At 32.6% G+C, this 26,808-nt stretch carries 27 protein-coding genes; 14 read left to right on the forward strand and 13 right to left on the reverse strand.

From position 1 onward, the window contains the following. From priA to nadC, 3 genes are read right to left on the reverse strand one after another with little or no spacing between them, the layout of a single operon-like run. Positions 1 to 2,454 carry a replication restart helicase PriA gene (gene priA, locus FEM21_RS02175; protein ID WP_035657253.1) on the reverse strand — a complete coding sequence of 818 codons (2,454 nt, stop codon included), beginning with the start codon at positions 2,452 to 2,454 and terminating at the stop codon, positions 1 to 3. Positions 2,455 to 2,497: 43 nt separating this feature from the next. After that, on the reverse strand, positions 2,498 to 3,427 hold the full coding sequence (locus FEM21_RS02180; protein ID WP_035657255.1) for a YihY/virulence factor BrkB family protein: 930 nt from the start codon (positions 3,425 to 3,427) through the stop codon (positions 2,498 to 2,500). 23 nt (positions 3,428 to 3,450) lie between these two features. Beyond that, entirely contained in the window at positions 3,451 to 4,311 is an 861-nt protein-coding gene (nadC, locus tag FEM21_RS02185; protein ID WP_035657257.1) for a carboxylating nicotinate-nucleotide diphosphorylase, read from the reverse strand. A 158-nt stretch (positions 4,312 to 4,469) separates the two neighbouring features. On the opposite strand from nadC, the gene FEM21_RS02190 reads away from it, so the two are divergent. Beyond that, complete coding sequence (locus FEM21_RS02190) at positions 4,470 to 4,925, forward strand: cupin domain-containing protein (RefSeq protein ID WP_035657260.1); 456 nt, start codon at positions 4,470 to 4,472, stop codon at positions 4,923 to 4,925. Here the strand turns inward: FEM21_RS02190 and FEM21_RS02195 are convergent, their stop codons facing one another. Further along, complete coding sequence (locus tag FEM21_RS02195) at positions 4,926 to 5,720, reverse strand: AraC family transcriptional regulator (RefSeq protein WP_035657261.1); 795 nt, start codon at positions 5,718 to 5,720, stop codon at positions 4,926 to 4,928. A gap of 88 nt (positions 5,721 to 5,808) precedes the next feature. Between FEM21_RS02195 and FEM21_RS02200 the strand changes: the two genes are divergently transcribed. Then, entirely contained in the window at positions 5,809 to 7,014 is a 1,206-nt protein-coding gene (locus FEM21_RS02200) for an MFS transporter (RefSeq protein WP_035657264.1), read from the forward strand. A 52-nt stretch (positions 7,015 to 7,066) separates the two neighbouring features. Here FEM21_RS02200 and FEM21_RS02205 read toward each other — a convergent pair whose 3' ends face one another. Next, on the reverse strand, positions 7,067 to 8,065 hold the full coding sequence (locus FEM21_RS02205) for a metal-dependent hydrolase (protein ID WP_035657266.1): 999 nt from the start codon (positions 8,063 to 8,065) through the stop codon (positions 7,067 to 7,069). Between the two features lie 106 nt (positions 8,066 to 8,171). On the opposite strand from FEM21_RS02205, the gene rlmH reads away from it, so the two are divergent. After that, positions 8,172 to 8,645 carry a 23S rRNA (pseudouridine(1915)-N(3))-methyltransferase RlmH gene (rlmH, locus tag FEM21_RS02210; RefSeq protein ID WP_035657268.1) on the forward strand — a complete coding sequence of 158 codons (474 nt, stop codon included), beginning with the start codon at positions 8,172 to 8,174 and terminating at the stop codon, positions 8,643 to 8,645. Between the two features lie 3 nt (positions 8,646 to 8,648). On the opposite strand, the gene FEM21_RS02215 is transcribed toward rlmH, so the two are convergent. Both FEM21_RS02215 and folP read right to left on the reverse strand, forming a co-directional pair. Continuing rightward, positions 8,649 to 9,284, reverse strand: coding sequence for a hypothetical protein (locus tag FEM21_RS02215; protein ID WP_035657415.1), 636 nt, complete (start codon positions 9,282 to 9,284; stop codon positions 8,649 to 8,651). Between the two features lie 2 nt (positions 9,285 to 9,286). After that, positions 9,287 to 10,111: a dihydropteroate synthase gene (gene folP / locus FEM21_RS02220; protein ID WP_035657271.1), complete on the reverse strand. Its 825-nt coding sequence runs from the start codon at positions 10,109 to 10,111 to the stop codon at positions 9,287 to 9,289. Between the two features lie 73 nt (positions 10,112 to 10,184). Here folP and FEM21_RS02225 point away from each other — a divergent pair, with 73 nt between their 5' ends. The 6 genes from FEM21_RS02225 (at position 10,185) to FEM21_RS02250 (ending at position 14,655) form a co-directional block, all read left to right on the forward strand. Next, positions 10,185 to 10,730, forward strand: a complete 546-nt coding sequence (locus tag FEM21_RS02225) for a DUF1599 domain-containing protein (protein ID WP_035657274.1) — start codon at positions 10,185 to 10,187, stop codon at positions 10,728 to 10,730. A gap of 7 nt (positions 10,731 to 10,737) precedes the next feature. Then, on the forward strand, positions 10,738 to 11,838 hold the full coding sequence (locus tag FEM21_RS02230) for a BT_3928 family protein (protein ID WP_035657418.1): 1,101 nt from the start codon (positions 10,738 to 10,740) through the stop codon (positions 11,836 to 11,838). Between the two features lie 259 nt (positions 11,839 to 12,097). Further along, positions 12,098 to 12,604, forward strand: a complete 507-nt coding sequence (locus FEM21_RS02235) for a TlpA family protein disulfide reductase (RefSeq protein WP_035657419.1) — start codon at positions 12,098 to 12,100, stop codon at positions 12,602 to 12,604. Positions 12,605 to 12,638: 34 nt separating this feature from the next. After that, positions 12,639 to 13,391, forward strand: coding sequence for a triose-phosphate isomerase (gene tpiA, locus FEM21_RS02240; protein ID WP_035657277.1), 753 nt, complete (start codon positions 12,639 to 12,641; stop codon positions 13,389 to 13,391). Positions 13,392 to 13,501: 110 nt separating this feature from the next. Then, a complete protein-coding gene (prmA, locus tag FEM21_RS02245; protein ID WP_035657279.1) occupies positions 13,502 to 14,335 on the forward strand; it encodes a 50S ribosomal protein L11 methyltransferase in 834 nt (277 codons plus the stop codon). 44 nt (positions 14,336 to 14,379) lie between these two features. Next, positions 14,380 to 14,655, forward strand: a complete 276-nt coding sequence (locus FEM21_RS02250; protein WP_035657282.1) for an ATP-dependent Clp protease adaptor ClpS — start codon at positions 14,380 to 14,382, stop codon at positions 14,653 to 14,655. A gap of 62 nt (positions 14,656 to 14,717) precedes the next feature. Here the strand turns inward: FEM21_RS02250 and FEM21_RS02255 are convergent, their stop codons facing one another. Both FEM21_RS02255 and FEM21_RS02260 read right to left on the reverse strand, forming a co-directional pair. Continuing rightward, positions 14,718 to 15,131, reverse strand: coding sequence for a DUF6691 family protein (locus FEM21_RS02255; protein WP_035657285.1), 414 nt, complete (start codon positions 15,129 to 15,131; stop codon positions 14,718 to 14,720). A gap of 3 nt (positions 15,132 to 15,134) precedes the next feature. Then, a complete protein-coding gene (locus tag FEM21_RS02260; protein ID WP_035657286.1) occupies positions 15,135 to 15,692 on the reverse strand; it encodes a YeeE/YedE family protein in 558 nt (185 codons plus the stop codon). Between the two features lie 281 nt (positions 15,693 to 15,973). Between FEM21_RS02260 and FEM21_RS02265 the strand changes: the two genes are divergently transcribed. The 4 genes from FEM21_RS02265 (at position 15,974) to FEM21_RS02280 (ending at position 19,541) form a co-directional block, all read left to right on the forward strand. Then, positions 15,974 to 16,390 (forward strand): hypothetical protein, encoded by a 417-nt coding sequence (locus FEM21_RS02265; protein WP_035657421.1) that lies wholly within the window; start codon positions 15,974 to 15,976, stop codon positions 16,388 to 16,390. A gap of 132 nt (positions 16,391 to 16,522) precedes the next feature. After that, positions 16,523 to 17,341: a 3-deoxy-8-phosphooctulonate synthase gene (gene kdsA / locus FEM21_RS02270; protein ID WP_035657289.1), complete on the forward strand. Its 819-nt coding sequence runs from the start codon at positions 16,523 to 16,525 to the stop codon at positions 17,339 to 17,341. A gap of 20 nt (positions 17,342 to 17,361) precedes the next feature. Next, positions 17,362 to 18,225, forward strand: coding sequence for a hypothetical protein (locus tag FEM21_RS02275; RefSeq protein WP_051627455.1), 864 nt, complete (start codon positions 17,362 to 17,364; stop codon positions 18,223 to 18,225). 215 nt (positions 18,226 to 18,440) lie between these two features. After that, positions 18,441 to 19,541 carry a PAS domain-containing sensor histidine kinase gene (locus FEM21_RS02280; protein ID WP_035657291.1) on the forward strand — a complete coding sequence of 367 codons (1,101 nt, stop codon included), beginning with the start codon at positions 18,441 to 18,443 and terminating at the stop codon, positions 19,539 to 19,541. 55 nt (positions 19,542 to 19,596) lie between these two features. Here the strand turns inward: FEM21_RS02280 and FEM21_RS02285 are convergent, their stop codons facing one another. The 4 genes from FEM21_RS02285 to FEM21_RS02305 form a co-directional block, all read right to left on the reverse strand. Further along, the gene (locus FEM21_RS02285; RefSeq protein WP_035657425.1) at positions 19,597 to 20,781 is read right to left on the reverse strand and encodes an acetate/propionate family kinase; all 1,185 of its coding nucleotides are present in this window, start codon (positions 20,779 to 20,781) and stop codon (positions 19,597 to 19,599) included. Positions 20,782 to 21,196: 415 nt separating this feature from the next. Further along, on the reverse strand, positions 21,197 to 23,290 hold the full coding sequence (gene pta, locus FEM21_RS02295) for a phosphate acetyltransferase (protein ID WP_035657295.1): 2,094 nt from the start codon (positions 23,288 to 23,290) through the stop codon (positions 21,197 to 21,199). A gap of 65 nt (positions 23,291 to 23,355) precedes the next feature. Next, positions 23,356 to 24,426 (reverse strand): magnesium/cobalt transporter CorA, encoded by a 1,071-nt coding sequence (gene corA, locus FEM21_RS02300; RefSeq protein WP_035657298.1) that lies wholly within the window; start codon positions 24,424 to 24,426, stop codon positions 23,356 to 23,358. Between the two features lie 166 nt (positions 24,427 to 24,592). Beyond that, the gene (locus FEM21_RS02305; protein ID WP_035657300.1) at positions 24,593 to 26,212 is read right to left on the reverse strand and encodes an ABC-F family ATP-binding cassette domain-containing protein; all 1,620 of its coding nucleotides are present in this window, start codon (positions 26,210 to 26,212) and stop codon (positions 24,593 to 24,595) included. 233 nt (positions 26,213 to 26,445) lie between these two features. Here FEM21_RS02305 and FEM21_RS02310 point away from each other — a divergent pair, with 233 nt between their 5' ends. Then, positions 26,446 to 26,784, forward strand: a complete 339-nt coding sequence (locus FEM21_RS02310; protein WP_035657303.1) for a hypothetical protein — start codon at positions 26,446 to 26,448, stop codon at positions 26,782 to 26,784. Positions 26,785 to 26,808: the final 24 nt, after the last annotated feature.

Raw genomic sequence — 26,808 nt, forward strand, 5'->3', positions numbered from 1 at the left:
TTAATAAAAATCGACATTTAGAGCAACTTTTATCGTTCTATACTGCACCACATTATCAAAACTATTCAATATTTTTTGGATAGTTTTTTTTGTACCCATAATAGACACATTTTGCGGATTCTTAATCATTATAGTTCTAATGTACTCATTTCTGATTCTGTTAATCGCAGGCTCTTCCGGACCAAGAACCGGAACACCTAAATGCTGACTCAAAACCTGATACAGCCACAAAGAACCTTCTTTAAGCTTTTCAAAATCACGATGCTTTAACGTCAGTTTTATAATTCTAAAGTAAGGAGGGTATTTATAAATCTGGCGATCATACAGTTGTTCTTTATACATTCCTGCATAATCATTATTAGTTACTTGCTGAATGGTATTATGATCCGGGTTATAGGTTTGAATAATTACTTTTCCTTGTTTTTCTGATCGTCCCGAACGTCCAGCTACCTGGGTCATGGTTTGAAAACTTCTTTCGAAAGCTCTAAAATCAGGATGATACAGCATATTATCGGCATTCATGATTCCTACCAGACTCACATTATCAAAATCCAGTCCTTTGGCTAGCATTTGTGTTCCTACCATTATATCGATTTCCCGATTTTTGAAACTATCTATAATTTTTTCGAAACCAAATTTCCCACGCGTGGTATCCTGATCCATTCGACCAATTTTTGCTTCGGGAAATAATTGTACTAATTCCTGCTGAATTTGTTCTGTTCCAAAACCTTTGGTCAACAAATCAATACTGGAACAACTATGACAATTAGTAGGTTTTGCAATTGAATATCCGCAATAATGACATCGCAACTGATTTTTATGCTTGTGATACGTCAAACTCACATCACATTGCTGGCATTGTGGCACATGACCGCAAGTCATACATTCTAATAATGGCGAGTAACCTCTTCTGTTTTGAAACAAAATTACCTGTTCTCCTAATGACAAAGCTGTGGTAATTTCGTCAACCAAAACATCACTAAAATGTCCGGTCATCCTTTTTCGGAAATATTTGTCTTTCAAATCGACCAGGACAATTTCAGGCATTTTTACGTTTCCGTAACGTGCTTTAATTTCAACCAAACCATATTTGGCAGTTGTAGCATTATAATAAGATTCTAAACTTGGCGTAGCCGAACCCAACAAAACTTTTGCCTGAAAAAAACTAGCCAAAACAATTGAAGCATCACGCGCATGATATCTTGGTGCCGGATCTACCTGCTTAAAAGTTTGCTCATGCTCTTCGTCAACAATGATAAAACCTAAATTGGAAAACGGTAAAAACAAAGCCGACCTCGCTCCTATTACTATTTGCGCTTTCTCTGAATTTTGCAGCACCTGATTCCAAACTTCTACACGTTCATTATTATTATATTTCGAATGAAAAACAGCAACTTTATTACCAAAATGCGCCTGTAATCTCGTAACCAATTGCGTTGTCAAAGCAATTTCAGGCAATAAATACAAAACTTGTTTTCCTGTTTTTAAGTAATCTTCAATAAGTTTGATGTAGATTTCGGTTTTTCCACTCGAAGTAACGCCGTGCAAAAGACAAACTTCTTTCTCTTGAAAACTAATTTGAATTTCATCAAAAGCTTTTTGCTGCGCTTCACTTAATTCTAACTGATGCTTATTAGTTTCGCCCGAAAAATTCACCCGATCTTCCTGCAACAAATACTCTTCGAAAATTTCTTTATCCACTAAAGTTTTTACCACCGCCGAAGTAACATTCGAAACTTCGACTAATTTCTTTACCGAAATTGGTTTCTTTTTTTCGCTGGCACTTAACTGAAAATAAGTTAAAACGATTTCTTTTTGTTTAGCTGCATTTTTTAAAATAGCCAGCAACTCATTCAAACCTTCTGCCGATTCATATTTAGAATGCAGCCGAATGTATCGTACTAATTTAGGCTTATAGGTTTCCTGCATTTCTTCCTGCAAGACCAATATATTTTTATCAATTAATTTTTGAATAACAGGGAAAACGCTTTTTTTATTCAAAATCTTGATAATATCCTGCACTTTTAAAGAAGACTGTTGTTGTAAAGCCTGATAAATCAAAAACTCATCATCAGTAAGCTCACTTTCATCTACAAAAACATCCACTTTTTGTGTAATCAATGTTTCGTTTTCTAACAACAAAGCACTTGGCAAAGCGCCACGATACACATCGCCAATAGCACACATATAATAAGATGCAATCCATTGCCAGTGTTTAATTTGATTTTCGGTAACTATAGGTTTTTCATCTAAAATTTGATGAATTTCCTTTGCTTCATATAATGTAGGTTTGTTTTGGTGCAAATCAATTGCCAGCGCAGTGTAAATTTTACTTTTACCAAAAAGAACCGCAAGTCGCATTCCTTTTTGAATATAGTGGTATTCAGCTTCTGAAACACTATAAGTAAAGGTTTTGGCAAGAGCCAATGGTAAAATTACTTCAACAAAATACATGTATACTACTTATTCTTTAATACTAAATTGATTTATAACCTATTTATTCGCTGATAATTTCTCGTTTTCTTGCCTTATTAATTACTTCATTAAGCTCAAATCCCATTAATAAAATCATACAGTTAAGCCAGATATAAAACATTACAATTAGCAAAGTTCCTATAGAACCGTACAATTCATTGTATTTTGAAAATTGGATAACCCAAACTCCAAAAAAATAGGAACTAACAATGGTTAAAATAGTAGTAAATACTGAACCTATCGAAATAAACGAACGGGTTTCCTGATTTTTTGTACCAAATTTAAACAGCACCGATGTTGTGATTAAGATCATCAAAATTAAAAAGCCATAACGTGCTAAAACCATAAACGGAATCTGATCATTAAAAAAGTCGCGTGCATTCAGTTTTTGAATAAAAACCTCAAAGACAACGATAATTGCTACAGTAAAAATCAGTAAAAAAGCCATAAATAATGACAATCCAATCGCTACCAGATACTGATGAAAAAAACCTCTTTTGACCAGAACATGTTTCGAATTTTCAAAACCACCTAAAATAGCATTCAGTCCGTTTGCCATTAAAAATATAGACAATAAAAATCCCGAAGACAGTAAACTCGAATGACTATTATGAAGAATATCATTGATGATATTTTTAATGGCATCAAAAGTATTAGGTGGAACACCATCAGCCACAAAAGTCATAAAATCTTCCTGAAAACCTTCAATTGGAATGTACGGAATAAGGTTTAAAATAAACAGTGCAAATGGAAACAAAGCCATAAAAAAACTAAAAGCAATAGCTCCCGCTCGGTTAGACAAAGCGCCTTCGGCAATTCCTATAATATACAATTCGAACAAATCATACAGAGGCAATCCACTAAGCCATTTTAATTTTATGCTTTTGGACCAACTAACAAAATTCCGTAATACTGGTATTTTTTTAAGCTTTTTTTCTACTTCTGCTGACATTCATTTTTTCTTTAGAAAGCAATTTATTCAATCGCCTTTAAACTCAAATCCATATTATAAATAGAATGCGTCAAAGCACCCGATGAAATATAATTTACACCACATTCAGCATAATGACGAATAGTATCTTCGTTGATATTTCCTGAAGATTCTGTTGTGCTCGAATTACCAATAAAAGCTACTGCTTCTTTCGTCATTTCGTAATCAAAATTGTCCAGCAAAATTCTAAAAACACCACCTGCTGCTACAATTTCTTTTACTTCATCAAGATCTCTGGCTTCTACAATAATCTTTAAATCACGATTCGTTTCTTGCAGATATTCTTTTGTTTTGGCAATAGCCAAACCGATTCCGCCGGCAAAATCAATATGATTATCCTTAAGCATTACCATATCGTACAAGGCAAAACGATGATTTTCTCCTCCTCCTATTTTCACTGCCCATTTTTCGGCAACACGAAAACCCGGAGTCGTTTTACGGGTATCTAAAATTTTAGTATTGGTTCCTTCGAGCAATTGTACATAACTATTCGTTTTAGTCGCAATCGCCGACATACGCTGCATCGAATTCAAAACCATACGTTCTGCTTTTAAAATAGACTGCGAACTTCCCGAAACATGAAAAACAACATCTCCAAATTTTACCGGAGTTCCGTCTTCTATAAAAGTTTCTACTTTTAAATCAGCATCAACATAATTGAAAATCATTTTTGCAAATTCGACACCTGCAATAATTCCGTCATCTTTTACTAAAAGTTTTGCTTTTCCTTGTGCTGTTGCCGGAATACAGGCTAATGAACTGTGATCGCCATCTCCTACATCTTCCCTGATGGCATTAGCAATTAATAATTGTAACTCGTTTTGAAATTGTGCTTCGCTAATCATTTTTTAATCGAAATTTATATCTTGCTAAAGTAGGACATATTTTGGGGAATAGAAAATTTGTTTCTGTTTCACTTAAAATTATTCTGAAGCTAATTCTGAGAAAATTATGCTTTACATTTGAAAAAAATGACCCAAATTTGCTTCTAAATTCAATTACAATGTCTGAAACAACAGCTGAAAATGCCCGAATAATCGAATTAGTATCGCAATACATCGATTTGAGTGTTACACCGTTTAACAAACCCGAAAGAACCGTTGTTCAGGTTGACAAACGCAATCCTATGTACGGCGGAAACGGAATTGTTTACTTATTGCAAATGTTTGCCCAAGGAGAATTGACCAATAACCGCATTGGTGCTTACATGGTTTTCTTTAATAAAGGCGACGAAGCCGGATTTCATACGCACGGAACCCGAAACGAAGAGGAACTTTATATCGTAATGCACGGTGAAGGCGAATATAGCGAAATGACTAAAAAAGACGGAATTATTCGAAAAAAGACACTCAAAAAAGGAAGTATTACCGCTATGAGTGGCGAAGGTTTTCATTCGCTAATTAATACTACTGACGAAGTTTTAATTGTTTTTGTCATCACAACCAATAATCCGAAATAACTAATCATTAGTTTCCAAAATATAATTTGAAGGTGTTTTTCCCAAATGTTTTTTAAACATAAAAATAAAAGCACTGGTGTTTTCATAACCTAAATCAAAAGCGATTTCTTTTATTGACTGTTTTTCGCCTAATCTTTTTATGGCTTCTAATAATTTTAATCGAATACGCCAATCGCTAAAATTCATTCCTAATTCCTTAATAAATAACCGAGATAAAGTGCGGCTGCTCATAAACGAAATTTCAGCATAATAATCGATGGTATATTTACTGGCAACATCATTCAATAAAAGATTAACAACATTTTTTAATTGCAAATGATTTGTAGTAGGCAAAAAAGTAGCACTTGGCACAATTAAAGCCAATTCGTCTAAAAATACATCCATAATTCTTCTTTGCGAAATAGAAATGGCATTATCCTTTTCGAAAGAAATAATCTTAAAAAGTAATTGTTTTAAAAACACCGAAATATCAAAAGAAAAAGTATCCTTAGGCAATTCGTCTGCAAACGATGGATCAATAAAAACGCTATACAAATTCACATCCTTTTGAAACGAAACCTGATGCTCCATTCCGCCGGGAATCCACAATCCCTGTAACGGATTAACAACCCAAATTTGATTATTAACCACCACATTCATCACGCCGCTTGTAGCATAAATTAATTGTGCTCTGGGATGTGCATGCGACAAGCAAACCGCATTAGTCACTTTATCGGCATAACCCACAACAGGTAAATCAGGATTGATTTGAAATCCATAATCGTGTACTTGATATGTCTGATTATCGTTATTCATTGTCCAAATATAGCAATTATGACAACATGATTTATTAGCACCTTTGTAAAAATAATTTTAAAGAACATTAAATTTAAAAAAAGAAATCATGGAAAACGCAAAAGCACATCCGGAAATCATTCAAAGAACGACCTACTCTATCCTTTTTATTATTAGTTTTTCGCACCTGATTAATGATCTTCTACAAGCTGTTATTCCATCAATTTATCCATTATTAAAAGACAATTTTAGTTTAAGTTTTTCTCAAATTGGAATTATCACATTTACTTACCAAATCACAGCTTCAATTTTACAACCATTTGTGGGGATGTACACTGATAAAAAATCAAAACCGTATTCTTTAATGATTGGGATGAGTTTTACCTTAATTGGATTATTCTTGGTTTCTATAGCTTCGAGCTTTACTTATTTATTATTATCAGTAAGTTTAATTGGGATTGGTTCCTCTATTTTTCACCCGGAATCGTCCAGAGTAGCGCATTTAGCATCAGGTGGAAAAAAAGGTTTAGCACAATCTATTTTTCAATTAGGCGGAAATGCCGGAAGTGCGATTGGTCCATTATTAGTAGCGTTAATTGTAATTCCGCGAGGACAAAGTTCAGTAGTTTGGTTTTGTTTAATTGCTTTAATCGGGATTTTTGTTTTGTACAAAATCGCTTTGTGGTACACAGATCATTTGGCTTTAAAGAATGCTAATAAAGTGGCGAAAGATCCAATAGTTCATAATTTATCTAAAAGAAGAGTCACAGTTTCATTAGGAATTTTATTGATTCTAATTTTTTCGAAATATTTCTACATGACCAGTATTACGAGTTATTATACTTTTTTCCTTATTGATAAATTCCATGTGACTATTCAACAATCTCAATTGTATTTATTTACATTCTTAGGAGCTGTGGCAACCGGAACTTTAATAGGCGGTCCTATTGGAGACCGATTTGGAAGAAAATATGTAATCTGGGTTTCTATTTTAGGAGTTGCTCCATTCACCCTTTTATTGCCGTATGTTTCTTTATTCTGGGTTGGTATTTTATCAGTAATTATCGGATTAGTAATCTCATCTGCTTTTTCAGCAATTCTTGTTTACGCAACTGAATTATTACCTGGAAAAGTAGGTTTAGTTGCCGGACTTTTCTTTGGATTTGCCTTTGGAATCGCAGGTTTGGGTTCGGCAATTTTAGGAAAATTAGCAGACGAAACAAGCATTTCTTATGTGTTTTCTATTTGTGCTTTTCTACCTTTAATCGGAATCATAACCGGCTTTTTACCTAATATTGAAGGCAAAAAATCTTAAAATTTTAATATCTAAAAACGAATAAAACTCAGAAGTAGCTGAGTTTTATTCGTTAATTTCCTTTCAGGCGTTCAAAAATATTTTTCACTAACGCCATTCCGTCTCTTTTTTGTTTAGGAACTTCATACGCTTTTAAAACTCCGTTTTCTTCTTTAAAAACATAACTAAAAGCAAATTGCGTTTTTTGTGAATTCGAAGTTAATAATCCAAAACGTAAATCATTAAAATACAACTGATTTTCACTTTTAGTAACAATAAACCAGCCTTCGCTTATCTCTTTTAATTTTTCAAAATCAGTATTTCCCTGAAGCAGATGTTCTAATTCAATATTTTTTGGATACTTCTTAAATGTGATTGATTCCGTGTCAAAGAAAGAATAATCAGCTAAAAAATAAGCTTCTTTAGCAGCAACATTTGCATTCCATAAAATACAATTGAAAGCTGTTGGTTTTACAATTAAATCATCATAAGCAATATTTTGCGTTTTAAGTGCATTGTCAAATTGCTGTAAGGCATATAATTTTAAGCCACAAGTAATTAGCAAATACAACGAACTCAAATAAATACCAGTAAGCACCCATTTTTTTCGGGAGAGAAAATCATCTTTTTTTCTCCATGCTAAAATCAAAAAAATTAGCAACGGAATGGTGTATAAAGGATCAATTAAAAAAATAGTTTTTAAGGCAACTCGGTCTGGTAGCGGCCAGAAAATTTGGGTTCCCCAGGAGGTTAAAATATCCAAAAGCACATGTGTGAATAAACACCAAAACACCATCTTAGTCGCCAAAGAAAAATTAATTTTACCCCGCTCAATTTTAGTAATTAACCAGCCCAAAAATGGAGACAGTACTAAAAACAATAACACCGAATGACTTATTCCCCGATGAATCGCTATTCCGTCAACCGGATTCATAAACTGAGCAACCACAACATCTAAATCTGGTAATGTTCCCAAAATCGCACCGTACAAAAAGGTTTTACGCTGCAGCTTTTTGCCTGCACATAATTCGGCGGTAGCAATTCCTAAAAGAACCTGAGTAAATGAATCCATGAAAAATACTTTTTACAAAAGTACACTTATACAGCTAAATTGAAGTAAGTATAAAAATCTAAAGTGAGTTTAATATCTTTGTCTCTTCGAAAATCACCATTTTTAAATGAACATTAAACTCCTTGCTATAGGCAAAACCGATAATAAAGCGCTTCAAACTTTAATTGACGATTACACTAAACGTTTGTCTTTTTATATCAAATTTGATTTGGAAATTATTCCCGATATCAAGAATGTAAAAAATTTATCCGAAAGTCAGCAAAAAGAAAAAGAGGGCGAATTGATTCTGTCTAAAATCAGTTCGACTGATCAATTAATTCTATTGGACGAAAATGGGAAAAACTTTTCCAGTGTAGGATTTTCGGAAGAATTACAAAAGAAAATGAATTCCGGAATTAAAACTTTGGTTTTTGTTATTGGTGGACCTTACGGATTTTCGGATACCGTTTATGCCAAAGCGCAAGGGAAAATTTCGCTTTCGTTAATGACTTTTTCACACCAAATGGTACGTTTATTTTTTATCGAACAATTGTATCGCGGATTTACGATTTTAAGAAACGAACCGTATCATCATCAGTAAATTTTAGTAAATAAATTCAAAAGGTAAAATAGGATTTACGCTATACAAATCAAATTTTCGAAGTAAAACCTTGTTCTGAATATATTCGTCATAAGACATATTTTTATCAAACTGCATTACAATTCTTGGTTTATTTATAAATGTAGTGCTAAAAAATTCTTGTAATAAATCGGCTTTCTTTACCGCTCTTCCGTTAAGCCAAACCAAATTGTTTGCTTTTTTAAAAGATATAACAAAGTCATTACTTTTAGGTTTTCCAATGCTGTAATGCACTTTTGTAAAAGGAATAAAAGCCATATTTTCCTTCACCGAATCGGCATAGGAATAATAATTTTCGGCATTTTCGTTTTGATGTGCTTTTTCCTTACGTTTTTTATCCTGCAATTTCATTACCTCAGGAATAACTAATTTTAAAGGTAAACGCTTGTCTATATTTAAAATCCAATTGGTTGTAATGATACTATTATTTCTGTTTACTTCTGCCAAAGTATCTTTGCCTTCCGTCCTGAAAAAAATATAAATCGGTGAATGATCTTTAACATCACTAATAATCGTGGTATCTGATTTTGGCAATAAAATATCTTCTTTATTTCCACAGGAAATTAAAAACAAAACTGCAATTAAACTTAAATATTTCATCCTTAAAAATTCATTTTTTGATACAATTTTACACATTCTACCGCTTCTTTTACATCGTGTACTCTCAAAATTTGAGCTCCTTTTGTCAAAGCAATGGTATTTAAAACAGTAGTTCCGTTTAAAGCTTCATCGGCTGTAATTGCTAAGGTTTTATGAATCATCGATTTTCTCGAAATGCCAATCAGCAAAGGCAATTCTAAATTATGAAATAATTCCAGTTTTTGCATTACTTCATAATTTTGTTCCATAGTTTTAGCAAAACCAAAACCGGGATCAATAATTAAATCATTAATTCCTAAACTTCTTGCCTGACGTATTTTTTCTGAAAAATAGAATAAAACTTCTTTTACCAAATCGTCATATTCCGTCATAGATTGCATTGTTTCGGGCGTTCCGCGCATGTGCATCATAATATAAGGAACATTGTATTGCGCAATAACTTCCAGCATTTTGTCATCTAGATTTCCTGCTGAAATATCATTAATAATAGCGGCTCCGTTTTCGACACAGGCTTTTGCAACTTCGCTTCTAAAAGTATCAATTGAAATTAAAATTTCAGGAAAATGTTTGACTAATAATTGCACAATGGGAACAATTCTATTTAACTCCTCTTCTTCCGATACAAATTCGGCGCTTGGTTTACTCGAATAAGCGCCAATATCAATAAAAGTAGCTCCTTCGGCTAACATTTTTTCAACCTTAGCTAAAATGTCAGTTTCGCTCGAATACCTTCCGCCGTCAAAAAAAGAATTGGGAGTTATATTCAAAATCCCCATAACTTTCGGTTGAGATAAATCAATCAGCTGTCCTTTGCAGTTAATAGTCATTTTTTAATCTTTGTTTTAAAGTTGAAACCTTTTCCCTATTTTTGAGAAAATTTTAGACAAATATACATCAATAATGAAGAATACTTCTCAAGAATACGATAAGGTAATTGCAATTTGCCGTACCTTATTTGTAAATAAAATGCAGGATTATGGTAGCGCATGGCGCATTTTACGATTACCTTCTTTAACCGATCAAATTTTTATCAAAGCACAAAGAATCCGCAGTTTACAAGAACATGATGTTAGAAAAGTAGACGAAGACGAATCTGGAGAATTTATAGGAATAATCAATTATTCGATTATGGCTTTGATTCAGTTGGAATTAGGTGTGGTGGAACAACCTGATTTAGATACTGCAAAAGCAACTGCTTTGTATGATGCCAAAGTAAAACTGACTAAAGATTTAATGGAAGCCAAAAATCATGATTATGGTGAAGCTTGGCGCGAAATGCGTGTAAGTTCGCTAACCGATTTGATTTTGCAAAAACTCCTTCGTGTAAAACAAATTGAAGACAATAAAGGCAAAACAATCGTTTCTGAAGGTATTGATGCTAATTATCAGGACATGATTAATTACTCAGTTTTTGCGTTGATATTAATGGGATTTGCTAAAAATTAATGCCTTTATGAAAAAAACACTCACTCAGTTTTCAAGATTATTTGTTGGATTTTTATTCATAATTTCAGGATTAATTAAGCTAAATGACCCCGTAGGTTTCTCATACAAATTAGCAGAATATTTTGGAGAACCTGTTTTTAACTTACCCTTTTTAGTTCCGTTTAGCTTAGCATTAGCGCTATTTTTAGTGGTTTTAGAAGTACTTTTAGGAATTATGCTACTCATTGGTTACAAATCAAAATTTACGATTTGGAGCCTTTTGCTAATGATTGTATTTTTTACATTCCTGACTTTTTATTCTGCTTATTTTGATGTGGTAAAAGATTGTGGCTGTTTTGGTGATGCATTACATCTTACGCCATGGGAATCATTCACTAAAGATGTAGTTTTATTATTCTTTATCCTTATTTTATTTGTAAACCGAAAATTAGTAAAACCATTATTCAACAAGGGTTTACAAAATTTAATTACCGCTTTAGGAGTTGCGGCTGCAATTTTTATGGCTGTTCACGTTTTAAATCATTTACCAATAATCGATTTTAGACCTTACAAAGTAGGAACCAATATCCAAAAAGGAATGGAAATTCCTGAAGGCGCACCAAAATCAGTAGTCGAAATGGTCTTTATTTATAAAGTAAATGGTGTAAACAAGGAATTCACTGAAAACGATTTAATGAATCTTCCCGAAGGAGCTGAATTTGTTGATCGAAAAGACAAAGTAATTAGTCAGGGTTACATTCCTCCTATTCATGATTTTACAATGGTGAAAGACGGATCAGATTATAAAGATGAATTATTATTAGAGCCAAAATTACTAATGATAGTAACTTATGATCTCACAAAATCAGATGAAGATGGAATGAAAAAGTTACAGCAATTAAACCAAAACGCTCAGACTAAAGGTTATAAAGTAGTTGGTATGACTAATTCATCACAGGAAGAAATTGAAAAAGCTCAGAAAAAATACAATCTAAAATTTGATTTCTATACCTGCGATGCCATTGCTTTAAAAACAATAGAAAGAGCGAATCCTAGTATTGTAATTCTCGAAAAAGGAACTGTTATACAAAAAGTACATTACAACGATATTGACGATTTAAAATTATAAAAGCAAGAGCTCATAAAGACTAAATTTAGCATTTATGAGCTTTTTTTATGCTTTAAAAACACTAAAAAATACTCAAAATAGCTTTTTCAAAATGTTTTTTCTTTCGAATCGAAAAAAAATTCAGCTTACTATTACGTTTTCATTTGTATTTTTATAACTCAAAAAAACGTATTTGTTATTTAAATTGAGTTTTCTCAAAAAAACAAAAACGGAAAACCGCAATCAAATTGTTTATTTTAACTTTGTTACAATGAAAAAAATGAAAAATATATTCGCACTATTAGTGATTTTAACGAGTATTTCTTGTTCGAAATCGAATGCTCAAAAAACAGCATTTTCGAAGGAAGCTTTATCGGAAACTTTATTAGATCTTAACGATAAACAAGTAGCTTTCAAAACTATTTTAGATGAAAACAAAGGTAAAAACATGGTAATCGAAGTTTGGGCTTCCTGGTGTGGCGATTGTGTAAAAGCGATGCCAAAATTGAAAGAATTACAGGCGACGCATCCTAATACCAATTATGTTTTCATTTCAATGGATAAAACCGCTGATAAATGGAAAGCTGGAATAGAAAAACACCAATTAAAAGGTTCGCATTATATGGCAAATGATCAAATGAAGGGTGTTTTTGCAAAAGCAATTGATGTAGATTGGATTCCGAGATATATCATTATCGATAAGACCGGAAAAATTGCTCTGTACCGCGCTATAGAAACTGATTTCGAACAAATTAACACTGTTCTAAATCAATTAGAAAAACAATAACAAAAAACAAAATTCAAATATAACACTATCAAAAATGAGAAAAAAGATTGTAGCAGGAAACTGGAAAATGCATAAAAATGCAGTACAAACTAGCGAATTATTAAGTGAATTAATTGCAAAAGTACCTGCAAATACTACAGCACAAGTAATTGTTGCGCCTACATTTGTAAACCTGGCTGCAGCAGTAAACCAATTAAAAGGATCTAACATTAATGTTGCTGCTCAAAACGTTCACCAAACTGAAAGTGGTGCTTTTACAGGAGAAATCTCTGCTGATATGTTAACTGGAGTTGGTGTAAATACGGTAATCCTTGGACACTCTGAGCGTAGAGCTATTTTCCATGAAACTGACGCTTTAATTGCTGATAAAGTAGATACAGCTTTAAAACATGATATGACAGTAATTTTCTGTTTTGGTGAAGAATTAAAAGACCGTCAGTCTAACCAACATTTCAACATTGTTGAAAACCAATTAAAAGATGGTTTGTTCCAAATCGATGCTAAATCATGGGATAAAGTTGTTTTAGCTTACGAACCAGTTTGGGCTATTGGAACAGGTGAAACTGCTTCACCTGAACAAGCACAGGAAATGCACGAATTTATCAGAGAAACTGTTCTTAAAGCTTACGGAAAAGAAATTGCTGAAAATGTAACTATTCTTTACGGAGGTTCTGTAAAACCGGATAATGCTAAAGAAATCTTTGGAAAACCAGACGTAGACGGAGGTCTTATTGGTGGAGCAGCTTTAAAAGCTGATGATTTTGTTGCTATTGTAACCGCAATCTAAAAAACCACTTTTACATATTTTAAGAAAGCGATAATTCATTTTATCGCTTTTTTTATTTTTACAAGTTTCATAAAAGAGAAATACTACCTTTGCAAAAAATTAAATCAATTATGTCAAATATTTATATCGCCTACCATTTTAGCATTGAACCAAAAGAATTGGGTTCTGAAATTTTAATTGCCGAATTAGGCGAACTTGCATTCGAAAGTTTTACGGAGACAGAAAAAGGAATTTCAGCTTTTGTTCAAAAAGATTTATGGGACGAAATGATTCTTGAAAATGTAAATATTCTGCATTCAGAAGAATTTGAAATTGATTACAGCTACGAAGAAATTGATCAGGTAAATTGGAACGAAGAATGGGAAAAGAATTTTGAACCTATTGATGTAGATGGAAGATGTCATGTAAGAGCACCTTTTCACGAAAAAACAGATGCCGAATTTGATATTTTAATTGAACCAAAAATGAGTTTTGGAACAGGACATCATGAAACCACTCACATGATGATTCAGCATTTACTTGAAATTGATGTTAACGGATTAAAAACCTTAGATATGGGTTGCGGAACAGCTATTCTTGCTATTCTTGCCGAAATGAAAGGTGCTCAGCCTATTGACGCGATTGATATTGACAACTGGTGTTATTTGAATTCTATCGAAAATGCCGAACGTAACAACTGCAAACACATTAGCGTTTATGAAGGTGATGCTTCGTTATTAAAAGATAAAAAATACGATCTTATTATTGCTAATATCAACAGAAACATTTTATTGAATGACATGCAAACCTATGTTGATTGTTTAAATCCAAAAGGGACTTTACTTTTAAGTGGTTTTTATACAGAAGACATTCCGTTCATCGATGCATCTTGTACTGAAAAAGGCTTGACGTATGTTAAAAAATTCGAAAGAAACAATTGGGTTTCATTAAAATATGTAAATTAGTACTTTATTAATTACCAAATCTTTAAAGTATAAAAAAGAGTACAATGAGTGTTAAAGAAAAAGTTAGAGAAAGAGTTAGTGTCCAGGAAACAACTACTAAAAACAACGAAATTATTCTTTATAATGACGATGTCAATACTTTTGATCATGTAATTGAAACCCTGATGCGCGTTTGTGAACACACAGTTGAACAAGCTGAACAGTGCTCACTAATTGTTCATTACAACGGAAAATGTACTGTAAAAACAGGACCTATTAATAAATTGAAACCACAATGTACGCTGCTTTTAGAAGCGGGTTTAAGTGCCGAGATAATCTAATAAACTACAAAATTTACCCAAATTTTTAAAGCATTCGCTCCACAGTGAATGCTTTTTTTATTTTAATGAGGCAACTTATTTTTCAACACTCCGTATAAAAAAGTACCCAGCATAGCTCCCAGAAATACCAGAATTACACTGGCAAAACCAGCACCAATTAATATGAATATCGGACCGGGACAAGATCCTACTAATCCCCAGCCTAATCCAAAAATCAATCCGCCCAAAAGATAGCGAACTGTTCCTTTTTCTTTGTCAGCAATCTCGATTTGTGCTCCTGAATAATCTTTAACATTATTTCTTTTTATAATTTGAATTCCAATAATTCCTGTAATTACAGCTGTCATAATAATTCCGTACATGTGGAAAGATTGAAATTGGAACATCTCATAAATACGATACCAGGAAACCGCTTCGGATTTAGTTAATACAATTCCGAACACAAATCCAACGAAAATAAATTTTACTAATTTCATATTTTATAGAATTAAAGGTAAAATAAAATGAGCCATAATCAATCCGCCAATAAAAAACCCGATTACAGCTTTTAAAGACGGAAGTTGTAAATTACTCAATCCTGAAATGGCATGTCCTGAAGTACATCCGCCAGCATAACGTGAACCAAAACCTATTAAAACTCCGCCAATAATCAAAATCAAAATTCCTTTAGGAGATTCAAAAACAGCATTCGAAAACAAAGCGTTAGGCATTAATTTTCCTTCGGGCGCATCAATATTCATTTCTTGAAGTTGTTCAATCGTTTTTGAATTTATTGACACATTCGACGCATCACCCAAATAATGCACAGCTACAAAACCACCTAACATTGCTCCCGCAACAACAGCAAGATTCCAGCGCTGCGAACGCCAGTCAAAATCAAAAAAAGCTACTTTTTTACCCGCTCCTGCAATACTGCAAAACGTTCTTAAATTAGAAGACATCCCGAATGATTTTCCAAAATAAATCAGACTAAGCATTACTAAACCAATTAAAAAACCTGAAATATACCAGGGCCAGGTATGATAAATCCATTCCATACGTCATTATTTTTAGGTGAAATTAAATCGTAAATTCTTAATCAAATATAAGAATTTGTGATTCAATAAATTTAGTACTCTTTACTTCAAAAAAAAGCAAATTAGTAGTTTAAAATTTGAAGTTCTCAATATCTTTGTAAGACAATTAACAAACCTCTATTTCGAAATTAAGCCAATTTATGAAATCAAAATTAATTAGCATTTTACGCACGTATATTCAGGAAAATAAAAAATTAGTACTCTTTTTTATTTCTAAAAAAATAGTTGTTGCATTAATTTTAATGTTCTTCAGTTCGTGTATTAGCACAAGATCAACATTAAAAAATGTAGATGATAACGCTCCTATTCCTAAACTTTCTGCAAACAATACTTTCATTATTACTGAATACAGTAAAGACAAAAGATACGGTTATAATAAAGATTATCCGGTAAATATTTTTTTCTACAATACCAATAACGAACAATTAAACGAAGAACGTTTTTTGAATGCTTTGGCTGGCCCTAAAGGAGAAAAAATCACTTATAAAAAAGTAGAAACCTGTTGTCCTTTTCCTTCTAAAAGAACTGCAATGGGAGCTGGATTTTTGAATGTTTATGAAATTAATTGGGAAGGTCAAAAAAAGCCGGTGATTTTATATGTAAATATCTACGAAAAAGGATATTTAAAGTGTCCAATGGGGCTTTCGATAAAAAAATAAAGAAAACTGTAAACGAGTCTCATTTTACAATATCGATATAGTAGTTAATTTTCTTTTAAAAGATAAAAAAAACAGAAAATAAAATCCCTAAATCGTAAATCATAACTACATTTGCATTTCTAAAAATTAGCTATGAACATACAAGATATTCCTCAAATTAAGCATACCGAAAGTGGCAATTTCTTTTTACTTTCCGGTCCATGCGCCATCGAAGGAGAAGAAATGGCATTACGCATTGCCGAAAAAATTGTTGGTATTACAGATAAATTACAAATTCCTTACATTTTTAAAGGTTCGTTCAAAAAAGCAAACCGCTCTCGAATTGATAGTTTTTCAGGAATTGGAGACGAAAAAGCATTAAAAATTATTAGAAAAGTATCAGAAACTTTTCATGTTCCTACAGTAACTGATATTCATACTAATGAGGATGCAGACATGGCAGCACAATATGTAGATGTGTTACAAATTCCGGCATTCTTAGTACGTCAAACTGATTTAGTTGTGGCTGCAGCCAATACAGGAAAAACAGTTAACCTTAAAAAAGGACAATTTATGAGTCCTGAAAGCATGAAACATGCGGTACAAAAAGTATTGGATTGCAACAATCAAAACGTAATGGTTACTGATCGCGGAACGATGTTTGGTTATCAGGATATGATTGTCGATTTTAGAGGAATTCCTACTATGCAGCAATATGCATCTACAGTGCTGGATGTTACTCATTCGTTACAACAACCTAATCAAACTGCCGGAGTAACCGGAGGTCGCCCTGATATGATTGAAACCGTTGCCAAAGCCGGAATCGCTGTAGGTGTTGATGGAATTTTTATCGAAACTCACTTTGATCCGGCCAATGCTAAAAGTGACGGTGCCAATATGCTGCATTTAGATCATTTTGAAAATTTAATGACTAAGCTTGTTGCTATTAGAAAGACAATCAACAATTTTTAATTTTATACAATAAACGTTCCTTGAAAAATTTATTCACTGCTGCCGCATTGGCAGCATTCCTGTTTACAAATAGCCTTAGCGCGCAAGAAGAAATTAAAATACAAGATAAATATACCGCTCATAACAAAGGGAAGTTTTTTATTCTTTGGGGAGGAAACAGAGAAAGTTACTCTAAATCGGATGTAACTTTTACCGGGAAGGATTATAATTTTACTGTCAACAATATGACAGCTCACGACAAACCTAAAGGCTGGCACGTAGATTATATCAACCCTGCAAAAATGACTATTCCGCAAACTAATTTGCGTGTAGGTTATTTTATTAATGATCATTACAGTGTTTCTGTGGGTGTCGATCACATGAAATATGTAATGACACAAAACCAAACCGCAAATGTTACCGGAAATATTAATTTACCATTAACTGATGCTGGTGCTATTCATAACGGAATTTACAACAACACTCCGGTTGATTTTACTGATGGAACTTTTCTAACTTACGAACATACTGATGGTCTAAATTACGTTCACGCCCAAGTAGCTCGTTTTGATGATATTTCGTCTTGGTTTGGACTTCCTAATATTGATAAGGTTCAAATTAACCTTACTGAAGGTATTGGTTTCGGGCTTTTATATCCTAAAACGAATACTATGTTGTTAGGAAAACAACGTCACGATGATTTTCATGTTTCTGGTTACGGAACTTCAGCAAAAGCTGGATTGAACATTACTTTCTTTAAACATTTTTACATTCAGGGCGAACTGAAAGGTGGTTATATCAACATGCAGGATATTCGAACAACACAAAGTTCTGATGATAAAGCATCACAGGATTTCTTCTTTTTCCAAAGAATTATAGCAGTTGGAGGAATTTTTAGAATCTAAAAAAAATCATATTTAATTTTCCCACAATGAGGTTTGTTATACAACAAGCCTCATTTTTTTTGCAACAACAAAGTTAATTATCGCAAAAAATAAACAGTGTTTTATATTTTTGGTGATTAAAAATGCTTTAATTTTGTTAAAAATTCTTTACCCCAAGTCTTTTTTTTTAACCTATTTAATGTCTAAATATTATTTTATCATTTATAAATAATTATATGACCAAGAATAGAGAAAATAACGTCGCTCGTGAGTTTGATGTATTTAACGATTTTGAAAAGTTTTTTGACCTTTCAGATGATTTATTTTGTGTAGCAGGTTACGATGGTTATTTTAGAAGAATCAATCCTGCTGTGTCCAGGCTTTTAGAATATTCTGAAGAGGAATTATTCTCAAGACCTATAAATGATTTTGTCTATAAGAGTGATAAAGAAATAACCAATTCGGTTAGAAACGAACTCCGAAACAGAATTCCTTTATTTAATTTCGAAAACAGATATTTGACTAAAAGTGGGAAAATTGTCTGGCTTTTATGGACTTCTATTCCTGTTGAAGATGACAAATTAATATTTGCTGTAGCAAAAAATATTACAGACAAAAAGGAATTAGAACAAGAACGAAATTTATTGCTTAAGAAACTCTCCGAAATCAATAATGACTACAAACAGCTAAGTTATTCGACAGTGCATGATTTAAGATCACCTGTAAACAATATGCTCTCCATTTTTGATCTTATCGAAACCGATAGTATTGATAATGATGAAACATTAGAATTCATCAATCTTTTAAAAAACACAACAAATAGCTTAAAAGAAAGCTTAAACAAATACATTAGTGTTTTAAATTCTAAAAATCAACTCGATACTGAAATCGAAGAAATTGATTTCAACAGTGTTTTAAGTGAAGTTTTAATTTCTATTAATTCACTGATCGAAAATTCGAATACTACTATAATTGCTGATTTTTCTGTAGTAAAAACAGTTCGTTTTAATAAAGCGTATCTCAAGAGTATTTTTCTAAATTTGATTACAAATGCTATAAAATATGCTAAAAACGATACCTTAGCAAGAATCACAATTCGTTCAGAAATAAAGGATAATAAAACGCAATTAATAATTACTGATAACGGAATAGGATTTGACCTTGACAAGGTAAAAGATAAGGTTTTTGGATTACATCAAACCTTTAATAATCATATTGACAGCAACGGCATCGGATTGTATTTAGTACACAATCAGCTAGCAAGTCTTGGCGGACAAATTACATTAGACAGTAAAATTAATGAAGGAGCTAGCTTTACAATCACTTTTAATGATTAAACAGATTAGCTTCACAAATTAAATTCATATAAAATTTGTGAAGCTATTACAAAGACTATTTAGCAATCAAATCATAAACCTGATTAGCAATTTCCAGTTCTTCATTTGTTGGAACTACTAAAATTTTAGTTTTTGAACTTTCGGTATTGATTTCCCTAATTTGCGGAGAGCGAATTTCATTCTTAGCATGATTTAATTCTAAACCTAAAAACTCCATACCAGTACAAACTGATTTCCTGATGTAAGCTGAATTTTCACCTATTCCTGCTGTAAAAACAACAGCATCAATTCCGTTTAAAACTGCCGCATACGAGCCAATATATTTTTTAATGCGATACACATTCATATCTAAGGCCAACTGACAATTCACATCGCCTTTTTCTGCATTTGCCTGAATATCTCTTAAATCGCTGTAACCTGTTAGTCCAAGCATTCCGCTTTGTTTTTGCAAAACTGTATTTACTTCGCTTAACTGATAACCTAAAGTATTTACCATATAAAAAATCACCGATTGGTCAATATCACCACTTCTCGTTCCCATTATCAATCCGTTCATAGGACCAAAACCCATACTGTGATCGATACTTTTTCCATCTTTGACTGCGGTAATACTACAACCATTACCCAAATGAACCGTAATTATTTTACTGCTTTTCTCTAAAAACCCAATGGCTTTTTCAGAAACATATTTATGCGAAGTTCCATGAAATCCATACGATCTAATCTTATTTTCAGTCAGCAAATAATTCGGAATTGCGTAACGATAAGCTACATCCGGCATAGTTTGATGAAAAGCCGTATCAAAAACTGCGATTTGTTTTGCCGCAGAAAACACTTCTTCTGCAACAATAATTCCTTCTAAATTAGCTGGATTATGTAAAGGTGCTAGTTCGAAAAGCTGTTTTATTTTTTCTTTAACTTCTTCAGTTATCAACACTGTATTCGAAAAATCAGCACCTCCATGAACTACTCTATGTCCAACAGCTTCAATTTCTTGGGTACTTTTAATTACACCAAAACTTTCATTTAGCAATAATTGAGAAATCTTCTCTAATCCTATTTTATGATTCGGAATAGGCAGAATTTCCTCTATTGAATCCTTAGCTGTTTTGTATGTTAGATTTGAAGTCTCTAAACCAATTCTATCAATCATACCACTACAAATAACTTCGCTTGACGGCATATCAATTAATTGATATTTTATTGAAGAACTTCCTGAATTTATAATAACTATTTTCATTTTTTTTGTTTTTTTTTTTTTTGAATTGGATAACATTTTCTTGTGCTTAATCAAAATAACTTAAAACATAAATTGATAAGCAAAAAACAACAATTATAAATACAGCATTACAAGCTTTAAATATAATTTTATTTTTACTTGATTCCTGCATCCAATCTTTAGTAAAATTTCCATTTTGTTTTTTAAAAACTTTTTGATTAAAATAATAACATCACAAAAACTATAAAAAAAATTGCAAAAACAAAAAGCAAACTAATTTTTAAATTCTGAAAGAATATTTTCTTAAAAATTGCAATTATTACTATTATTAAAAAAGCTTGATAACTAGAAATAATAGTTGTTGCTCGCAAAGGATTTGTAGCACCTGTATTAAGATAAAAGAAACGATTATATATTTTTCTTAAACTCATAATCACTAAAGTCCTTGAGCTTGAATCGCTGTAATTACAACCGTATTAATAATATCATCTACAGTACAACCACGGCTTAAATCATTTACCGGCTTATTTAAACCCTGCAACATCGGTCCGATTGCCAAGGCTCCCGTTTCTCTCTGAACTGCCTTGTATGTATTATTTCCTGTATTCAAATCAGGAAAAATAAGCACACTCGCCTGACCTGCCACTTCAGAATTTGGCATTTTACTTCTTCCAACTTCAATATCAACTGCTGCATCGTATTGAATTGGTCCTTCAATCTTTAAATCAGGACGTTTTATTTTTACAATTTCAGTTGCTGCACGTACTTTTTCCACTTCGTCTCCTTTTCCGGACGAACCCGAAGAATAAGACAACATTGCTACTTTGGGTTCTATACCAAAAGCAAGACTGGAATCAGCCGACGAAATAGCAATTTCCGCCAATTGTTCCGCAGTAGGATTCGGATTAATGGCACAGTCTCCAAAAATAGACACGCGATCTTCTAAACACATAAAGAAAATTGACGACACCACACTCGAATTTGGTTTGGTTTTAATGAATTGCAAAGCAGGCAAAATCGTATGCTGCGTAGTATGTGCCGCACCCGAAACCATTCCGTCCGCATGATCTTTATAGACCATCATAGTTCCGAAATAAGAAACATCTTCCATTAAATCTTTGGCCATAGCCATCGTCACATTCTTATTTTTCCTTAATTCATAATAAGTTTCTACATAGTTATCATAAAACGGTGACTCAATAGGATTAATGATATTTACTTTCGAAAAGTCAAAAGCAATCCCTAATTCGTTTACTTTGCTTTCTATTTGTTTTTTGTTTCCAATTATCGAAATATCCACCGCATCCATTCCTAATAATCGCGAAGCAGCAATAATGATACGATCGTCATTTCCTTCAGGTAGAACAATGTGTTTTCGATGCTGTTTTGCTCTTTTTACCAAATTGTACTGGAACATTTTTGGCGTCATACCATCCGCTTCAAAGGCACTTAATTTATCCGATAAATCATCAACATCAATATACTTTTCAAAGGTACTAATCGATGTTTCAATCTTATGAAGATTTTCTGCATAAATCTTAGATTTTATAGAACCTATTTTATTGGTAATACGATAAGTACCACCATCTACTGCAATAATTGGCACAACACTATTTAATCCTTCGATTAATTTTAAAATACTATCTTCAGGCAATATATTTCCTGTCAAAATAATCCCTGAAACAGAAGGATAATTAGCCGATTCATTTGCCTGCAAAGCTCCTAAAATAATATCAGCCCGGTCTCCAGGAGTAATCACTAAGGCATTATCTTTAAGATGCAGTAAATAATTTCGCAACTGCATTGCCCCCACACTAAAATTCCCTACTTCATTATTTATAAAATCTTTACCAAAAATAATTTTAGCGTCTAATTCCTCTATAATTTCCTTAATCGTCGGATTATTCAAACTGGGAATAGCCGGAATAGCTCCAACCAAAACTTCTTTTGGCAAAACGCTTCTCAAGCCATCAGTGGCTAATTGCAGGTTTTCAGGCTGAATTTTATTAGCAATAAAACCTAACACTTCGACCTCTTTATTTTTAAAAGAATCATACGCTAGATATTCTGCATCTAAAAATTCTTCTAAGGTTTTCCCAACTCCCGAACCAACAATGATTACCGGAATTCCTAAATTTTTAGCAATAAGGACATTCATATCCATTTCGATCGCCGTTCCCTCACCAGTAAAACTGGTTCCTTCGACTAAAACAAAATCAAAACGCTCTTCTAAATGTTTATACTTTTCAATGATTAAGTCCAGAACTTCGCCTATTTTACCTTTATTCTTTTTCTTGATGAGTTGACTTTTGGTAATCGCAAAAGCGTCCTGAAATTGAATATCTAAACCAAAATGTGATATAACCGTTTCGATATGATTGTCTAGTTTTCCGTCTTCAAAATCTTCAACAATAGGTCTAAAATAGCCCACCTTAGCTGTTTTCCCAATAAGCATACTCATGAGTCCAAGCGTAATAATTGATTTCCCACTATTACTTTCTGAAGTGGCTATATAAATAGCTTTATTCATATTCTATATTTTAAATTCTTATTTTATTACTTCAACTTATACTTTAATTAAACACTGCAAAAAGCTTAAAACCATTTTCTTTTCTTAAAATACACCACCATTACAATCCCTATTAAAACCATGATTCCAATTACCGTAAAATAACCATTTTCATATTTTAATTCGGGCATGTGTTCGAAATTCATCCCATAAACTCCCACAATAAATGTCAGCGGAATAAATATTGCCGAAACAATGGTCAGGGTTTTCATAATCTCATTCATCTTATGTGCCTGAGACGAAAAAAAGAAATTTGATGCACTTTCCAGTATTTGTAAATCAGATTCGATTTGCTCTAAAAGTTCCAGACTTTTTTGATGCAAGCGGGAAAAATAGATATACGAATCAGCAGCGATAACATTGCTTAAGGAATCGTCTTTTAAAATTTTAATTCCCATTAACGAATCGCGCAACGGAACAATGGAGCGCTTTAAAAAATTAAAATTATCACGGTGTTTTTCTATTCGGACTAAAATTTTAGGATCGGCACTTGCTTTAGAAAGCGTTTGCAGTTCTTCTACTTTGTCTTCTTCGTTTTCGATTGTAATGTAGAAATTTTCGATTACAGCCTCTAAAAGCAGATACAAAAGATAATCTGTATTCTTATTACGAACAATGCCTGATTTGGTTCGAATGCGCTCCCTGATATGGGTAAAAAAGTCACTTCTTTTTTCCTGAAAAGAAATCAAAACACCGTCTTTTAGCAAAAACGAAATTTGCTCAACACTGATATTATCTGAATTTTCGGCAGGCAGAATGGATTTTATATTAAAAAATAAACTTGCAGGTGTTTCTTCAAGTTTGGTTCTTCTCGTAGTATTTAAAATATCCGAAAGCAAAAAAGCATCAATACCAAAGTAAGCTCCAATTCCCTCAACTATTTCAATATCGTTTAAACCATGAAGATTGAGCCAGTTATTCTTAGTCAAATCTATACTTTCGTCTAAATCAGAAAGGTTAATATTGGGATTCTCAGATAAAAAAGTGCTGTCATAAACAAACAGCTGCATTTCTGAACCCAATTTTTTATGCTTGCCTATATACTCTAACGGATTAGGCTGTACTTTTCTGGCTTTTTTATATTTTATTTTCCTCATGCAAAAATAATTGAATAGTAATATTACAAAAAAACTTTGGCATACCGGAACAACTTAACATTTAAAAACAGTTATTTAACGCTACGAAAATTTTCATTTTTGCACACAAAAAAAGGTTCAACTTAGTAAGCTGAACCTTTCGTATTTATTGATAATTGTAATTCGATTACAAATTATACATTTTCTTTCTTTGCTCCTGAATTTTCTCATCATCCAGATATTCATCAAACGTCATGTAACGGTCGATAACTCCGTTTGGTGTTATCTCTACTACCCTGTTACCAACAGTTTGCGCAAACTCGTGGTCATGCGTAGTAAAAATTACAGAACCTTTAAAGTTTTTCAATGAGTTATTGAAAGCTGTAATAGATTCCAAATCCAGGTGATTTGTAGGTTCGTCAAGCATCAAAATATTAGCACGCTCCATCATCATTCTCGAAATCATACAACGTACTTTTTCTCCTCCTGACAATACATTACTTGTTTTTAAAGCTTCTTCTCCAGAGAAAATCATTTTCCCTAAGAATCCTCTAATAAAAACTTCATCACGCTCCTCTTCAGTTTTAGCATACTGGCGTAACCAATCTACCAAAGACAATTCATTTTTAAAGAAATCGTGGTTTTCTGCCGGTAAATAAGCCTGATTTGTAGTTACTCCCCAGTCAAATTCTCCTGAATCTGCTTTTTGATTACCATTTAAAATTTCATAAAAAGCAGTTGTAGCACGGGAATCTTTAGAAAAAAGTACAATTTTATCGCCTTTAGCCATGTTCAAATCGACATCTTTAAACAAAAGCTCTCCGTCAATAGAAGCACTTAAATTCTGAACATTCAAAATCTGATCTCCGGCTTCACGCTCCTGATCAAAAATAATAGCAGGGTAACGACGGCTTGATGGTTTAATTTCAGAAATATTCAATTTCGAAATCATTTTTTTACGGGAAGTCGCTTGTTTAGACTTCGCCACATTCGCAGAAAAACGACGAATAAACTCTTCCAATTCCGCTTTTTTCTCCTCTGCCTTTTTATTTTGCTGCGCTCTTTGTTTTGCTGCTAATTGGCTTGATTCGTACCAGAACGTATAGTTTCCTGAATAATGGTTGATTTTTCCAAAATCAATATCCGAGATATGCGTACAAACCGCATCCAGGAAGTGACGGTCGTGAGAAACCACAATTACCGTATTTTCATAATTTGCTAAGAAATTCTCTAACCATGAAATAGTTTCAAAATCCAGATCATTGGTAGGCTCATCCATAATCAATACATCAGGATTTCCAAAAAGCGCCTGTGCCAAAAGCACACGTACTTTCATCTTCCCTTCCATATCAGCCATCAAAGTATAATGGTGTTCTTCGCCAATACCTAAGTTGGATAACATAGAAGCTGCATCAGAATCAGCGTTCCAACCGTTCATTTCTTCAAATTGCACCTGCAATTCTCCAATTCTGTCGGCATTTTTATCGTTATAATCTAAATAGAGTTCGTCCATTTCTTTCTTAACAGCATACAGGACTTTGTTTCCCATAATTACGGTTTCTAACACCGTATGCTCATCAAACATATTGTGGTTTTGGTTTAAAACCGACATACGTTTTCCAACTTCAAGATGGACATGCCCTGAAGTAGGATCCATTTCACCCGAAATTATCTTAAGAAAAGTAGATTTTCCAGCACCGTTAGCCCCAATAACTCCGTAGATGTTACCGTGAGTAAAAGTGGTATTTACTTCGTCGAATAAAATTCGCTTGCCAAACTGAACTGATAAATTATTTACTGTTAACATGAATATTTTTTATAAAATTTGCTGCAAAAGTACAAAAAAATACCTATTTATCAGAATGCTTTCTAAAGTTAGCATTTATCTTATTTTGTAGGAATATTTTATTATTTTTGAAAAATATAAAAAACATTTAAAATTATACATAACATTTTAGTTTGATACAAAATAGCTGAAATTATGTATAATAAATTTACTTGTACAGACTTAATAATTAAAACTATTAAACATAAATCACAATGAAAACTTTTGAAGATATTGAAAAAGAAGTTAATTTCAGAAAAGAATGGATAGAAAACTATAAATTAAAATATCCATCGTACTATCACATAGAAAGTTACATAGCAAAACTTTATGAAGTTATCAAAAATTATAAAGGAAAAACAGAAGATGCACAAAATAACTTAGTTATGATTAAACACAAAGCTGACATTCTAAATGCAGATTTAGCGGGAGAACTGAAATCTGATTCTAAAAAAAGATTGGTAAGGTATCGTACTAAATGGATTAATTATCACGAAGCAATCGACAATATTCAAAAACAATTTCTTGATATTGTAAAAAAAGATTTATCATAAGCACCACTACAACAGACATTTTAC

This window comes from Flavobacterium seoulense (assembly GCF_000695795.1).
GTDB lineage: Bacteria > Bacteroidota > Bacteroidia > Flavobacteriales > Flavobacteriaceae > Flavobacterium > Flavobacterium seoulense.